Source organism: Rahnella sp. JUb53 (assembly GCF_004346065.1).
GTDB lineage: Bacteria > Pseudomonadota > Gammaproteobacteria > Enterobacterales > Enterobacteriaceae > Rahnella > Rahnella variigena.
Genome location: NZ_SLYT01000002.1, coordinates 606315 through 620908, shown reverse-complemented (window position 1 = coordinate 620908; position 14594 = coordinate 606315). Strand labels below are relative to the sequence as shown.

Below are 14594 nucleotides of genomic sequence, written 5' to 3'. Positions count from 1 at the left end.
CGTCAGGCGTGAGTGACAGGTTTCTGTTCTGAACTGGCCTGTGCGTTTTCCAGCATTCTACGTACCGGAATAATCAGCACGAACAATACGGCAGCACAGATAAGCAACGCGATGGAACAACGCGCAAAGAGATCAGGCAGCATATCCAGCTGATCGGCTTTCACGTGACCGCCGATCAGACCCGCCGCCAGGTTACCCAGCGCACTGGCACAGAACCACAGCCCCATCATCTGACCGCGCATTCTCTCCGGTGCCAGCAATGTCATGGTCGCCAGACCGATCGGGCTCAGACACAGCTCGCCGAGCGTCAGCATCAGAATACTGCCCACCAGCCAGAACGGTGAAACGCCTGCGCCGCCGCTGTTCAGCACGTTTTGCGCCGCCAGCATCATCAGGCCAAAGCCTGCCGCTGCGCACAAAATACCGATAATGAACTTGGTGATGCTGCTCGGACGGATGTTTTTACGTGCCATCATCGGCCACGCCCAGCTAAATACCGGTGCCAGCAGGATGATAAACAACGCATTGACAGACTGGAACCAGACCGCCGGGATTTCAAAATCGCCGATCATGCGGTTGGTGTAGTCATTCGCAAACAGGTTGAACGAGGTCGGTTTTTGCTCGAACGCAGACCAGAAGAACGCGGCGGAAACCAGCAGGATAAAGCAGACCAGCAGTCTGGCGCGCTCTTTGCGGTTAAGCCCGGCGAACAGGAACAGGTAGATAAAGTACAGGGCGACGGATGCCGCAATCACGTACACCAGCACGCTGGCGACAGCGACCGGATTGATGACAATCACGCCCTGCGCAATCAGCGTTACAACGACAGCCACGCCGACGGCCAGCGCCAGTAACCAGGCACCGACGCCGTTTTTCTTCGCGACAGGATTGTTCCAGGTGGAATCCAGACCGACTTCGCTGTCATAGCGTTTCATTGCCGGTACGGCATAAACGCGGAAGATAATCAGCGCCACCAGCATACCGATACCACCGATACCAAAGCCCCAGTGCCAGCCATGCGATTTTATCAGCCAGCCGGAAATCAGCGGTGCGATAAACGACCCCATGTTGATGCCCATATAGAACAGCGAGAAACCGCCGTCACGGCGTGCGTCGCCCTTCTTATACAGCGTGCCGACCATGACCGAGATACAGGTCTTGAACAGGCCGGAACCCAGCACGATAAACATCAGGCCGATGAAGAACAGGTTGTCGCCCATAAACGCCGACAAGGCAATCGCCAGGTGACCCAGCGCAATCAGGATCGAGCCGTACCAGACTGCACGTTGTTGCCCAAGCCAGTTATCTGCCAGCCATCCGCCCGGCAGCGCCGCGAGATACATACAGCCCGCAAAGATACCGACGATGGCCGATGCGTTTTCACGCGCCAGTCCCATGCCGCCGTCATACACCGTCGCTGCCATGAACAGGATCAGTAAGGGACGGATACCGTAAAACGAGAACCGCTCCCACATTTCTGTGAAGAACAGAGAACCCAGCGGATAAGGATGACCGAAGAACGTCCGGCTCTCGTTTTTGTGATCAGAGGAATGCATAAACTCTCCAAAAGGTGTGTCGTAGTGTTTGTAAAATCTCAATGCCTGGCGGTTATCATTTCGCCGCTCTTTAACATTCAGACATTATTATTTGCCATTCGAAACTAGTTTTGTCTGGCGAGAACTGCAGAACTTTTAGAGGAAAAGTCGACAACTGTCTACCTTTACAGAGTTTATGTTGGCAAAAATGTGGGACTATTCAGGAGAAAAAAGAAGGGGGTTTTCAGGGAAATCGATTTTTAACTGCTTGATTTCAGGAATTTTCTTAGAGATTACCTAAACTGTTTTTACGCGAAAAGTTTATGTTCAGATGAATTTCCGTAAAAACGGCTTCTGAAGCTTCTCCTCCCTGTTTTCAGAGGGAGGAGAAAGTCACATTACTCCGCCAGAAGTGGCGGGATCGACGGCACCATCGGCGCATTGTCGATATCTGCCTGCGTCATCTTAAACGCCTCGGGATAATGTTCGCGGCTGGTGCGACGCAGAGGTTCAGTAGAACGCCAGGTGTATAAACAACGCTGGCACTGATGCACGGTCCAGACACCTTTCACCGGGGACACGGCCATCAGTTCGATATGCTCATCGGCACAACGTGGACAAATCATAATCACTCCTTACTATCTTTAATGAATGTTCAGGCTTTGCGCCCGTCCAGCATGGCATTGAGTTTAGCGACCCAGTCTTTGGTTTCCGGTAAATCGCGTACCGGCTGGCTGTAATGACCGCGATTATCCGGCGCGACCGGCGTGGTGGCATCAATAATCAGTTTGTCAGTGATCCCCGCCGGCGATGACCCCGGATCCAGTTCCAGCACGGACATATTCGGCAGCTGAACCAGGTCGCCCGCCGGATTCACCTTGGCGGAAAGCGCCCACATCACCTGCGGCAGGTTAAACGGATCCACATCCTCATCGACCATAATCACCATTTTCACGTACCCCAGACCGTGCGGCGTAGTCATTGCGCGCAGCCCCACGGCACGGGCAAAACCGCCGTAACGTTTTTTGGTGGAGATAATCGCCAGCAGACCGTGGGTGTACATAGCGTTAACCGCCTGCACTTCCGGGAATTCGGCTTTGAGTTGCTGATACAGCGGCACGCAGGTGGCTGGCCCCATCAGATAATCGATTTCGGTCCATGGCATGCCGAGATAGAGGGACTCAAAAATGGGATTGTTGCGGTAAGAGACTTTATCGATACGCACCACGGTCATATTGCGGCCACCGGAATAGTGCCCGGTGAATTCGCCGAACGGCCCTTCGATTTCGCGTTTACGCCCTTCGATCACCCCTTCGAGGATCACTTCTGAACCCCATGGCACGTCAAAACCAGTCAGCGGTGCCGTCGCGATCGGATACGGCGCCTGACGCAATGCGCCCGCCATTTCATATTCCGACTGGTCATATTTCAGCGGCGTTGCACCCATCAGCGTAATGATCGGGTCATTACCCAGCGTGATGACTATCGGTAAATCTTCGCCCCGTTCTTCCGCTTTATGTAAGTGCAGCGCAATGTCATGCATCGGCACCGGTTGCAGCCCGAGCTTACGTTTGCCCTTCACTTCCATACGATAAATGCCGACATTCTGTTTATCGAAGCTGTCCGGGTCGGTCGGATCGCGGGACACCACGCAGGCTTTATCGAGATAGAAACCACCGTCGCCGTCGTTCAAACGGAACAGCGGCAGAATATCGAACAGGTTGATGTCTTCACCGTCGACGGTATTTTCTGCCCACGCCGGATTTTCACGACGTTCGGGTGTGATGGGAAACGTATCCCAGCGGCGGATATATTCGGCAATCTGTTCGTTGGTCGACGTGGAAGGCGGCAACCCCATGGCGATGGCATGATTGGGCCATGACCCCAGCGTATTTAAGGCGATACGCGCGTCGGTAAACCCTTCCACATTGTCAAAATACAGCGCAGGTGCGCCCTCGCCGATACGACCTGTGGCGTTCGCCGCCGCAGCCAGATCCGGCTCCGCTTTCACCTGTTCGGTGATTTTCAGCAGTTGTCCGTTCTCATCCAGTGCGCGCATAAAGCTGCGCAGATCATCAAAAGCCATCTCGATTCTCCTGTACTTGGTACGTAGTAAATTTAACACGTTTTAGAAACTAATTAGTGACACTGTCACCCTTTGCCGTTAACCCGGCCCAACGCTTAGCCCGATGATATTCAAGGCCAAACTGGTCAAGCACGCGGGTCACAATGTGATCGGTCACGTCCTGAATGGTTTCAGGATGGTTGTAGTAAGCCGGCATCGGCGGCACGATTGCGGCCCCCATGCGGGAAAGTGCGAGCAGGTTTTCAAGGTGAATGGTGCTGAGAGGGGTTTCACGCGGAACCAGCACCAGTTTGCGGTTTTCTTTGAGCACCACATCGGCCGCGCGCCCGACCAGCCCTTCGGCATATCCGGCGCGGATCCCCGCCAGCGTTTTCATGCTGCACGGGATGATGATCATGCCGTCAGTTTTGAATGAGCCGGAAGAAATCGTGGCTCCCTGATCGGCGCAATTGTGCGTGAAGTCCGCCATGGCACTCACCTCACGTGCGGTGTAAGGCGTTTCAAGTTCAATCGTGGTTTTCGCCCATTTCGACATCACCAGATGTGTTTCCACACCGTCCATATCCCGCAACGCCTGCAACAGCGTTACCGCCAGCGGGGCGCCCGTCGCGCCCGTCATCCCTACAATCAGTTTCATTCCAGCCTCACACAGATCATGATCCCGAACATTTCGTTCGTATACGAATGATTTTTACCTTATACTCCTTTTCAAATCACCGCAATGGTCTGTCGCATTCATTCCTCAGAGGTTGCTAAAATAGCCGGAGACCTATAAGAACAGCGGAAACCGATGATGAGCACACAATTGAGACAGGAAGCCTTTCACATAATGCGTAAGGTATTCCAGCAGCACACCGCGCGCTGGCAGCAATGCATCCCGGAACTGACCAAACCGCAGTACGCCGTATTGCGCTCGATTGCTGAAAATCCGGGAATTGAACAGGTACAACTGACCGGTGTGGCGATCAGCAGTAAGGCCACCCTGGCAGAAATGCTGTCGCGGCTGGAATCACGCGGGCTGTTGGTGCGTCAGGCCGATCCGGCGGATAAGCGCCGTCGTTTTATTTCGCTGACCACAGAGGGGAAAGCCGTTCTGGCGAATACTCAGCCAGTCGGTGAGCAGGTAGATACGGAGTTTTTGGCAAGATTATCTCCTGACGATCAGCAGCATCTGGTGCGTTTACTAAAGCAAATGCTGGAAACAGAAGACTGAAGATTGAGGAGTCACGGGAGTTTGTATGATTGAAGAAGTCGTGTTGCTGGATGGACAACATCAGCCATCGGGAACCATGGACAAAGCGCTGGTGCATTCCGGACATACTCCGCTGCATCTGGCGTTTTCCTGTTACATCCGCAATGACCGTGGCGAGATTTTGCTGACGCGCCGTGCGCTGGGCAAAGTCGCGTGGCCGGGAGTCTGGACGAATTCGGTGTGCGGGCATCCGTTGCCCGGCGAGTCCCTGCAGGCGGCGGTTCTGCGCCGTTGTCAGTATGAAATCGGTTTATCGGTGGAAAACATCGCCTCGCTGGTGGATGAATTTCAGTATTACGCCACCGATGCTTCCGGCATTGTCGAAAATGAATTCTGCCCGATTTTTACCGCCTTCACCGGCCAGACACCCGCACCGCGCGAGTCCGAAGTGATGGATTATCAGTGGGTGAAACCGGAAGATTTACTCAGCAGCGTAAAGACAACGCCGTGGGCCTTCAGCCCGTGGATGGTGTTACAGCTGGGTCAGATCACTGAGAAAAACCTCAGTCTGCTGGGGTGAGCGTAAACGCACAAACCGGACATGCTGCCATGCGGGGTCACGGAGTAACGCCTCATACTGGCGGCGGTTTTTCCTGTAAGTTTTCAGCGTCCACAGAATTATCGACTCCCGGCTGAAAAAGCTTTTGCGAAACGTCTCGTAGTTGCCTGTCCCCGCCCAGATTTCCTGCCCGCCCCACGCACGCGTAGCCGCCCTTTTAACTGCCTGAAACAGCGTGCGCCCGAACGAATAATCCACCCAGACGATCACATCAATATTGCGCCATTTGACGGGTTGCGAGCGTTTGTAATTGCCGTCGATGACCCAGCTTTCGCTGGCTGCCATTTTTTCTTCCAGGCGGGCAAAAAATTGTTCGTCAGGCGTACCCTGCCAGTCAGCCCGCCAGAACAACGCATCCAGTTCAATATAGGGAATATTCAGTTTCTGAGAAATGCCGCGTGCCAGCGTTGATTTGCCACTGCCGCTGGTGCCTATGACGTTAACTTTCACCGCAAGACTCCTGATCTGCTGTTGCAGAATTCGCCGGATGGCGAAAAAAAGGGCGGTTATTCTGCCGCACAGGCGGACTGTTGTACAGACACAATAGACAACCGCAGAAGTCACCTTATTTACCATTACATATGAAACTAACGCGTCCTGTGAATGTAACCGCTTTAGAAGAAATTGAGCATTTCGTGCTTTTTTAAACATTGCTAGCAACACTATTTAAGATTTTTCGCATCCATACCTGTACAAAATTGTAATCATTGTATAACTTTCTTGTACCCCTGCTTCATCATTAGTCCGTCTTTTACGGGCAATTTCAGCCTGGCCTTTGGAAGAAAAAATTGGATTTCCCTTCTTCCAAAGGTTTTTTTCACGGCTGATTTTATTTTTGTACAAAATAATCACGGGATGAACAGGGAAGGCAATTGTGAAGAAACGCTTCACAATATTCTCTTTTCTGACTGGCAATAGGCACTTTTCCGGCGATGATAATTCGCAGAAAAGTTTGAGGAGGTCTACATGCAACTCGAAGCAGAACAAACAGTTACAGAAATCAGTGATTATTTCAAAGTCCGTGAAACCCCAACATTAAGCGAAGTCGAGATCCTCGGCACCATCGTTTCTGGACTGTTAAACAACGGCTATCCGGTGAGTAACAAAGCGATTATTGAAGGGCTGCTGCGCCAGCTGGAGCAGGAGTCTAACGTCAGCAACCAGCAGGGTTGCCGTAATTTGCTGGAGCTGGTTTTGCTCTCCACGCAAGATGACGTAATTTAACAAATACACCGGCCTGATAAGCATCAGTGCTAGCAGGCCGGTGTTCACTTCTTAATGAAGTTTTCGTGTATTACAGCGATTTCAGTGTCGCAGCGATCACGTCTTTCACCGGCGTCGTTGGACGACCAATCAGTTTGCTCAATGAATGAGAATCATCAAACAGACCGCCCTTCTCTGCGCCCGCGTCAGAATCTGCCAGCATATTCGCCAGACCTTCCGGTAAACCGGCGCCCAGTAACGCTTTAGCAAATTCTGCTTCCGGCAGATTCACGTAATCCACTTTTTTGCCGGACTGATGCGCGATTTCCGCCGAGAATTCAGCCAGCGTGTAGGATTCATCGCCCGCCAGTTCGTAGATTTTCCCGCCCTGATCCTCCAGCACCAGAACGGCAGCCGCCGCTTCGGCATAATCCTGACGGGCAGCAGAAGAAATCCGCCCTTCTCCGACAGAACCTATAAAGGCGTTATGCGCCAAAGCCGGTGCAATGCTCGCGGCATAGTTTTCCGTATACCAGCCGTTACGCAGCAGGACAAAAGGAATGCCAGATTCACTTAACGCTTTTTCGGTCGCACGGTGTTCCACGCCCAGACCGAGCGGTGATTTATCCGCGTGCAGCAGGCTGGTATAAGCCAGAAGTTTCACGCCCGCACGTTTAGCCGCCGCGATCACTGTGTTGTGCTGCGCTTCACGCTGACCGACTTCGCTTGAGGAAATCAGCAGCAGTTTCTCTGCGCCTTTAAACGCTGAATCCAGCGTCTCCGGCTTGCTGTAATCCGCCTGGCGAACCTGAACGCCTAAATCCGCCAGATCTTTGGCTTTTTCAGGGCTGCGCACTGCGGCAATAATTTGATTAGCGGGCACTTTTTTCAGAAGCGCGGCAATAACAAGGCGGCCTAACTGGCCGGTAGCACCGGTAACTGCGATCATATTTATTCTCCTGAAGGTTTCGACACAAAATTCATATTGTGGGTGTATGTTCTGCAAGACGCGAAATTTGTCGCCGTGAAGACATCCTATGCGATACACTTACTTTTCGTAAGTACGCACCAAAAGGTAAGTATGAAAATAATTACGTCAGACCCGACTGAGACACGCCTGCCGCTGTCAGAACAAATCCGTCAGGGGAAAGTCCTCGACCCGAATTGTCCATCACGCGAAATTCTGCGCCACGTCACCAGCCGCTGGGGTTTACTGATCCTGATCGCCCTGTGCGACGAAACGCTGCGCTTTAGTGAACTGCGCCGCAAAGTCGGGGGCATCAGCGAAAAGATGCTGGCGCAAACGTTGCAGGCCTTAGAAGAAGATGGCTTTGTTGACCGGCATTCGTTTCCGGTGGTGCCGCCGCATGTTGAGTATAGCCTCTCGCCTCTGGGACTTGAGATGAAAGACCAGGTTGCCGGGCTGGCCGACTGGCTGGAATTCAATCTGCACCGCATTCTCAGGCAGCGCGAGCTGCGCGTGGTCGGCGAAGAATAACCCTCAAAAAATCTTAACAAGAACGCAAAAATTCTCACCTATCATTGATTCAACCTGCCGACTAACATCATTTCATTGATTCGATAAATGCTTTTATTTAAATCAGCTGAGGTGATGTATGTCCCAGTCCCACAAGCAACACGTTACGCTCGTCATTACGCACAAAATTGCCCCCGCCAGCGAGGCGCAATATGAAGCCTGGCTGAACAAAATCATGCCGCAGGCGAGCACGTTCCCGGGACATCTGGGCGTCAACGTCATCCGTCCAAGCCGCAGCGGGGATCCGTACACCATTCTGGTGCGCTTCGACACGCTGGAAAATCTCAACGCCTGGCACAACTCTGAACTGCGTAAACAACTGGTGGCAGAAGTCAGTCCGCTGCTGTTGCAGGACGACAGCACCGAAGTGCGTCCCGGTGCGGAATTCTGGTTTACCCCGCCGAGTGCGACGGTTCGTCCCCCTGCCCGCTGGAAACAATACCTGCTTACCTTGCTGGTGATTTACCCTTCGACCCACATTGTGCCCTGGTTTTGGGGGCAATTTTTGCCGCAGCTTAAAGGCACGGAAGGCGGTCATTTACTCAATGACGCCTCTGTGGTTGCGCTGGTGGTTTTCCTCTGGATGCCAGTTATTACCCGGGTTTTCCATTCATGGCTGACGCGCACTTCCGCGCAATGACAGGAGCTTTTCCAATGACAAGTTTTGCTTCCCTGATCCTGATTAATGGCAAATTTCATACCGTTGACCGGGAGAAACCCCTGGCGAACGCCGTGGCGATTAAAGACGGCAAATTTCTTGCTGTCGGCACTGAAAATGAAGTGATGCAGTTCGCGGATGCATCTACTCAGGTGGTGGATCTGCACGGTCACACGGCGGTTCCTGGTCTGAACGATTCCCACCTGCACCTGATACGTGGCGGGCTGAATTACAATCTGGAACTGCGCTGGGAAGGCGTACCTTCTCTGGCCGATGCGCTGCGAATGCTGAAAGAACAGGCACTGCGCACACCCTCACCGCAATGGGTCCGCGTGGTCGGTGGCTGGACGGAATTTCAGTTCGCCGAACGCCGGATGCCGACGCTGGAAGAGATCAATCAGGCAGCACCCGACACGCCGGTATTTATCCTGCATTTATACGACCGCGCCCTGCTCAACCGCGCCGCACTGAAGGTCGTCGGTTACACCAAAGACACGCCAAATCCGCCGGGCGGAGAAATTCAGCGCGACAACAACGGCAATCCGACCGGTATGTTAATTGCCAAACCGAATGCGATGATCCTCTATTCGACGCTGGCGAAGGGCCCGAAACTGCCACTTGAGCAGCAGGTGAATTCTACACGCCAGTTTATGCGCGAACTGAATCGCCTCGGTCTGACCAGCGCGATTGATGCGGGTGGCGGCTTCCAGAATTATCCTGAGGATTATCAGATCATTGATGAACTTCATCAGAAAGATCAGCTGACCGTGCGCATCGCTTACAACCTGTTTACCCAGCGGCCGCAGCATGAGCTGGAAGATTTCGAGCTGTGGACCGATATGCTGAAACCGGGACAAGGCACAGATTTCTACCGTCACAACGGCGCGGGCGAGATGCTGGTGTTTTCCGCCGCTGACTTTGAAGACTTCCTGCAACCGCGTCCGGATTTACCGCCGGGCACTGAAGTTGAGCTGGAACGCGTGGTGCGTCATCTGGTGGAGCACCGCTGGCCGTTCCGCCTGCACGCCACTTACGATGAGTCGATCAGCCGTATGCTCGATGTCTTCGAAAAGGTGAATAACGACATTCCGTTCAACGGCCTGCACTGGTTCTTTGACCATGCGGAAACCATTACCGAGCGTAATATCGAACGCGTAAAAGCGCTCGGTGGCGGCATTGCCGTCCAGCATCGTATGGCGTTTCAGGGGGAATATTTCGCTGACCGCTACGGTATCGAGGCCACCAGACACACGCCGCCGGTGGCGAAAATGCTCTCTGCCGGTCTGCCGGTCGGGCTGGGCACTGACGCCACGCGCGTTGCCAGCTACAACCCGTGGACGGCGTTGTACTGGCTGGTTTCCGGCCGTACCGTCGGCGGCATGGCAATGTACGATGACGATGCGCGCATCGACCGCGAAACCGCGCTGATGCTGTGGACGCAGGGCAGTTCCTGGTTCTCCAGCGAACAGGGCAAAAAGGGGCAGATCAAAGCCGGACAACTGGCGGATCTGGCGGTGCTTTCGGAGGACTTCTTCAGCGTACCGGAAGAACGCATAAAGGGTATCGAATCGGTGATGACTGTTGTCGATGGCAAAGTGGTGTACGCGGCAGGCAGTTTCTCACCGCTCGCCCCGCCGGCGATCCCGGTTTTACCGGACTGGTCGCCGGTCACCAACGTGCCGGGCCATTACCGCTCTGCCCCGCCAGAAGGGGCGGCGCGCGTCGGACTGGTGCGTCAGGCACATCAGTGCGCCGGTCCTTGTGGCGTGCATAAACACAGCCATGACATCGCCCGCGGATCCGATGTCCCCGTTTCCAATGACAACGCCTTCTGGGGCGCGCTGGGATGTTCGTGCTTCTCGTTCTGATCATGAGTAACTGACTGACAAAAAATTAGCGCCCGATATGATGTCGGGCGCTGTCAATACGCTTCAGTAGTACTGCACATAATATTAATAATGCCTTTCGATAAACAATCAGGCTCTGTTACGTCTTGCTCACGAAACGGGGTTATTCTTTTCGGATATCCTGCCCGATTAACACCCCCGGAGAAAGTCGCCTCAATTGTGTGTATATATACGTTCTGTTTAATATTGCCCTGATAGTATCCGCCTGCAATTAATAATAAATCTAAAGAGGACGTGTATGTTAAACGATGAACCCCCGTCGGGTATCCCGACCAACACCTGATTATCCTCAGCACCTGTCAGTGTCTGTAAGGATAATCAGAACCACAAGCCCGATAAATTAAGGGCGAAGATTATCTTTATTTCGATGCTGTTATATCGAGGTGCTTTATGCTGTTACAAAAATTTGTTTTTCCATTGATGTTGAAGACTACAGATTCTTCATCTTTCAGCGATACGCTTGCCAATAAAAGCATTACGGCCCCAACTGCCAGGGCGCCGCGGTCCTTTCCTTTCGTTCAGACCCTGAAGCAATACTTCTCAACCCATTATCAGCGTGCGATTAAATCGCAAATAGACAGTCTTCTCCCCTGAGAGGGCGAGGTTCATTACGGTATCGACGTCTTACACTGTTACCGTGATGAACATTATTCTAAATTGAATACGGCGCAAAAAATAACTCCATTTATCCGGAGGGATTAATTACGCCCTATTCTCTCTGCTTATCGGTTTTAATCGATATAAAAATTCCCACTGAGAATTAACGTTATGCAGAAGAACACCCCAGTGATGAGCCGGAATAAATTCGGCCTGAATGATCTGATTATCATCTCAATATTGTGTCTGTTAGCAGGATTACTGATTTATGGCTGGCAAGGTATGCACACTCCTTTTGACGGGAGCACGCTGCCGCCAGTGACTCAAGATTATAAAGACTTACCTTATTACGCATTACGTACCACCATGCGCCTGCTGTTTGGGTTAGCGTTCTCATTAATTTTCACCATCGTATTTGGTGTGCTGGCAGCAAAATATGCTGCGATGCGTCGCATTATTTTGCCTTTTGTGAACTTTATGGAGTCCGTTCCTCTCCTGGGATTCCTGACCTTTACCACTGCTTTCTTCCTGGGGCTATATCCGCACAGTGTTATGGGGCTTGAGGGGCTCGCCATCTTTGCCGTATTTACCGGGCAGGCGTGGAATATGATGCTGACGATGTATCAGACTTTACGCGTTGTGCCGAACGAACTCACCGAAGTCTCGTGCGCGTTTCAATGCAATCCGTGGCAACGGTTCTGGCGGCTGGGATTTCTCTACTCATTCCCCGGTTTGCTGTGGAATACCATGGTGTCTCAGTCGGCGGCATGGTTTGCGCTGATTGCCTCCGAGATGCTGACTATCGGCGACAATAACGTCAATCTGCCCGGTATCGGATCCTGGCTGGGTCAGGCCATTGATGCCGGCAGCATCCACGGTGTGCTCTGGGGCGTGCTGGCTCTCGTCATCACCATCGTGCTGTTTGACCAGTTACTTTTCCGCCCGTTAGTGCGCTTTGCCAGCCAGTTTAAATATGAAGATACCTCTTATGCTGAACGGCCAACCTCCTGGTTTTACAGCTGTTTGCAGCGGTCATTCACCGGGCAGTTGCTGGGAAAACTGGGCAGCCGCTTCTGCCAGTTCTGGCTGTTCACATTGCCTAAGGCGTGGTACCTGCTGGGGCTGAGTCGTCTGTTTAATTTCCTCGGATTACTCAACTGGCTATGGGCGAGTTTGTGGTATCTGGCGATTGCCGTCGCCTGCTTGTACTACGGCAATATTTTATGGGGTTATCTGCCCTTCCAGTATCTGTCAAAGCTTCCTGAATGGATGGGACTGACGGCGGCGCGGGTAATCATCGCCATGCTGCTAAGCATTGTTATCTTTACGCCGCTTGGCGTATGGATCGGCCTGCGTCCGCGACTGGTGCGTATTTTCCAGCCCGTGATTCAGATCATGGCAGCCATTCCGTCTAACGTTTTTTATCCGATTGTCACCGTCATTTTGATCACCTGGCATCAAAGTCTGAATGCCTGGACAATCCCGATGATCATGCTGGGTACGCAGTGGTACGTGTTGTTTAACGTGATTGCCGGGGCGTCTGTTATCCCTAGTCAGATGGTGGATGTGAGCCGGGTCTTTGGCGTGAAAGGCTGGATGTGGTGGAGCAAGTATATTTTGCCCGCCATTTTCCCGTACATCGTGACAGGCATTATTTCTGCCGCCGGCGGAGCCTGGAACGCTGCCATTGCTGCCGAAGTACTGAACTGGGGCGACGTCACTCTTAAAACCAACGGACTGGGCGCATTCATTTCCACCACCACCGAGGCCGGGCAAAACCCTGAGGCTGCACTGGGCTGCATTGCCATGTGCTTTATGGTTGCCCTTTGCGTGATATTCATCTGGCAGCCACTTTATCGTTTTGCAGAAACCCGGTTTAAATTTGACTAACTCGCTTATAAATAAAGTTAAAAAGAGATAATGACATGAAAAATACCCGTACTGTTTTAGAAATTAAAAATGTGTCGAAGTCCTTTCAGAAGGACCAAAAACATACGCAATGCGTTCTGGATAACATCAATCTGGAGGTCAGCGAAAATGAAATTGTTGCCTTGCTCGGACGATCTGGCTCAGGGAAATCCACCTTACTGCGCATGATTGCCGGTCTGGTTGACAGCAGCTTCGGTTCCATCGTGTGTAATGATCAACCCGTCACCGGCCCTTGCCCGGATACCAGTATGGTCTTTCAGACATTTGCGCTTTTCCCATGGTTAACCGTGTTTGGCAATGTCTCCTTTGGCCTGCAGGCGTTAGGTTTACCCGCCAGTGAGGTGAACCGCAGGACGGTAGATATGATCGACCTGATCGGTCTTTCAGGTTATGCGGACGCCTATCCAAAAGAGTTATCCGGCGGGATGCGCCAGAGGATTGGTTTTGCACGCGCTCTGGCGGTTGAACCTCAGCTGTTGTTGCTCGATGAACCTTTCTCCGCGCTCGACATTTATACCGGCCATAAGCTGCGTCAGGATCTGCTGGAGCTGTGGGAGAAGCACTATATTAAAACCAAGTCGATGATTCTGGTGACGCATGATATTGAAGAGGCCGTGATGCTGTGCGATCGCGTTCTCTTATTGACGGGTTCACCCGGTACCATCACAGATGAATTTAAAATCGATATTCCGCGCAAGACCCGTACACAGGAAAATACCAAACTCTGGGTCGATACAATCAGTGATACCTTGAATCATAAGATTGCGCTGACGGCGACGCAGCTTTGAAGCGGCTGTTGATCCTCTAGTTTTTTCACCTTCAGACTCATCATGCTGATATGACCCCTGTTCCTTAATATCAAGGGACAGAGGGTCATACCACGTTGTGTGCAAAGCGCAATCCCTGGCGATCAGTCACCAATCTTAATAACGATTTTACCAAATGCACCACGGGAGAGGTGTCTGAACGCTTCGGTCGCGTCACTGAAGCTGTACACCTGTTCAATGACCGGCCTGATATTATGTTCAGTGAGGAAAGGATTCATGCGATCAAAGGACGAACGCGGTGCAACAGCAATACCGCGTATCGTCGTCTGCCGGAAAATCAAAGGCAAGCAAAAACAGATACCCCACCGGTACCTTGTACCTAAACCGTCTGGCCGGGCTGAAGATGACCGATGTCCATCAGCGAATACCAGGCGGTCAGCGCGGCGATAAGTAATGTTGACGCTTCTTCATCAGTCATGTTGTCCGGAGCTCTGACGGCACTGTCTTCGTGAATAATCATATATTCAGCCAGTCCTCCCGGCAGCGGCATACCCATATTCCGGT

The 14594-nt window shown here is 52.4% G+C and carries 17 protein-coding genes; 8 read left to right on the top strand and 9 right to left on the bottom strand.

The genetic code is table 11. The features are described from left to right. Positions 1 to 2: 2 nt before the first annotated feature. The 4 genes from EC840_RS07440 to EC840_RS07425 form a co-directional block, all read right to left on the bottom strand. Positions 3 to 1556 carry a peptide MFS transporter gene (locus EC840_RS07440; protein ID WP_129639518.1) on the bottom strand — a complete coding sequence of 518 codons (1554 nt, stop codon included), beginning with the start codon at positions 1554 to 1556 and terminating at the stop codon, positions 3 to 5. Positions 1557 to 1933: 377 nt separating this feature from the next. Further along, positions 1934 to 2161 (bottom strand): non-oxidative hydroxyarylic acid decarboxylases subunit D, encoded by a 228-nt coding sequence (locus EC840_RS07435; RefSeq protein WP_112289696.1) that lies wholly within the window; start codon positions 2159 to 2161, stop codon positions 1934 to 1936. A 29-nt stretch (positions 2162 to 2190) separates the two neighbouring features. Then, positions 2191 to 3621, bottom strand: coding sequence for a non-oxidative hydroxyarylic acid decarboxylases subunit C (locus tag EC840_RS07430; RefSeq protein ID WP_132964714.1), 1431 nt, complete (start codon positions 3619 to 3621; stop codon positions 2191 to 2193). A gap of 49 nt (positions 3622 to 3670) precedes the next feature. After that, positions 3671 to 4258, bottom strand: coding sequence for a non-oxidative hydroxyarylic acid decarboxylases subunit B (locus EC840_RS07425; protein ID WP_113876474.1), 588 nt, complete (start codon positions 4256 to 4258; stop codon positions 3671 to 3673). Positions 4259 to 4414: 156 nt separating this feature from the next. On the opposite strand from EC840_RS07425, the gene EC840_RS07420 reads away from it, so the two are divergent. Both EC840_RS07420 and idi read left to right on the top strand, forming a co-directional pair. After that, positions 4415 to 4834 (top strand): MarR family transcriptional regulator, encoded by a 420-nt coding sequence (locus tag EC840_RS07420; RefSeq protein WP_113876475.1) that lies wholly within the window; start codon positions 4415 to 4417, stop codon positions 4832 to 4834. A 25-nt stretch (positions 4835 to 4859) separates the two neighbouring features. Next, positions 4860 to 5393, top strand: coding sequence for an isopentenyl-diphosphate Delta-isomerase (gene idi, locus EC840_RS07415; RefSeq protein ID WP_129639521.1), 534 nt, complete (start codon positions 4860 to 4862; stop codon positions 5391 to 5393). On the opposite strand, the gene EC840_RS07410 is transcribed toward idi, so the two are convergent. Both EC840_RS07410 and EC840_RS07405 read right to left on the bottom strand, forming a co-directional pair. Further along, the gene (locus tag EC840_RS07410) at positions 5346 to 5882 is read right to left on the bottom strand and encodes an AAA family ATPase (RefSeq protein ID WP_129639522.1); all 537 of its coding nucleotides are present in this window, start codon (positions 5880 to 5882) and stop codon (positions 5346 to 5348) included. The two genes, idi and EC840_RS07410, sit on opposite strands and share 48 nt — an antisense overlap. A 216-nt stretch (positions 5883 to 6098) precedes the next feature. After that, a complete protein-coding gene (locus tag EC840_RS07405) occupies positions 6099 to 6323 on the bottom strand; it encodes a hypothetical protein (protein WP_132964712.1) in 225 nt (74 codons plus the stop codon). 75 nt (positions 6324 to 6398) lie between these two features. On the opposite strand from EC840_RS07405, the gene EC840_RS07400 reads away from it, so the two are divergent. After that, positions 6399 to 6656 (top strand): biofilm/acid-resistance regulator YmgB/AriR, encoded by a 258-nt coding sequence (locus EC840_RS07400; RefSeq protein ID WP_113876479.1) that lies wholly within the window; start codon positions 6399 to 6401, stop codon positions 6654 to 6656. Between the two features lie 70 nt (positions 6657 to 6726). Here the strand turns inward: EC840_RS07400 and EC840_RS07395 are convergent, their stop codons facing one another. Then, complete coding sequence (locus tag EC840_RS07395) at positions 6727 to 7584, bottom strand: SDR family oxidoreductase (protein WP_132964710.1); 858 nt, start codon at positions 7582 to 7584, stop codon at positions 6727 to 6729. Positions 7585 to 7716: 132 nt separating this feature from the next. On the opposite strand from EC840_RS07395, the gene EC840_RS07390 reads away from it, so the two are divergent. From EC840_RS07390 to EC840_RS07370, 5 genes are all read left to right on the top strand, one after another. Then, positions 7717 to 8133, top strand: coding sequence for a helix-turn-helix domain-containing protein (locus EC840_RS07390; RefSeq protein ID WP_132964708.1), 417 nt, complete (start codon positions 7717 to 7719; stop codon positions 8131 to 8133). 118 nt (positions 8134 to 8251) lie between these two features. Further along, positions 8252 to 8812, top strand: coding sequence for an antibiotic biosynthesis monooxygenase (locus EC840_RS07385; protein WP_112289680.1), 561 nt, complete (start codon positions 8252 to 8254; stop codon positions 8810 to 8812). Between the two features lie 14 nt (positions 8813 to 8826). Continuing rightward, the gene (locus EC840_RS07380; protein ID WP_132964707.1) at positions 8827 to 10698 is read left to right on the top strand and encodes an amidohydrolase; all 1872 of its coding nucleotides are present in this window, start codon (positions 8827 to 8829) and stop codon (positions 10696 to 10698) included. Positions 10699 to 11505: 807 nt separating this feature from the next. After that, positions 11506 to 13224 (top strand): ABC transporter permease subunit, encoded by a 1719-nt coding sequence (locus EC840_RS07375; RefSeq protein ID WP_132964705.1) that lies wholly within the window; start codon positions 11506 to 11508, stop codon positions 13222 to 13224. 35 nt (positions 13225 to 13259) lie between these two features. After that, positions 13260 to 14051, top strand: coding sequence for an ABC transporter ATP-binding protein (locus EC840_RS07370; RefSeq protein WP_113876484.1), 792 nt, complete (start codon positions 13260 to 13262; stop codon positions 14049 to 14051). Between the two features lie 122 nt (positions 14052 to 14173). Here the strand turns inward: EC840_RS07370 and EC840_RS25490 are convergent, their stop codons facing one another. Both EC840_RS25490 and EC840_RS25485 read right to left on the bottom strand, forming a co-directional pair. Beyond that, complete coding sequence (locus EC840_RS25490) at positions 14174 to 14308, bottom strand: zinc-binding dehydrogenase (RefSeq protein ID WP_243701040.1); 135 nt, start codon at positions 14306 to 14308, stop codon at positions 14174 to 14176. A 101-nt stretch (positions 14309 to 14409) separates the two neighbouring features. Continuing rightward, positions 14410 to 14580 (bottom strand): hypothetical protein, encoded by a 171-nt coding sequence (locus tag EC840_RS25485; RefSeq protein ID WP_243701029.1) that lies wholly within the window; start codon positions 14578 to 14580, stop codon positions 14410 to 14412. Between the last annotated feature and the right edge of the window lie 14 nt (positions 14581 to 14594).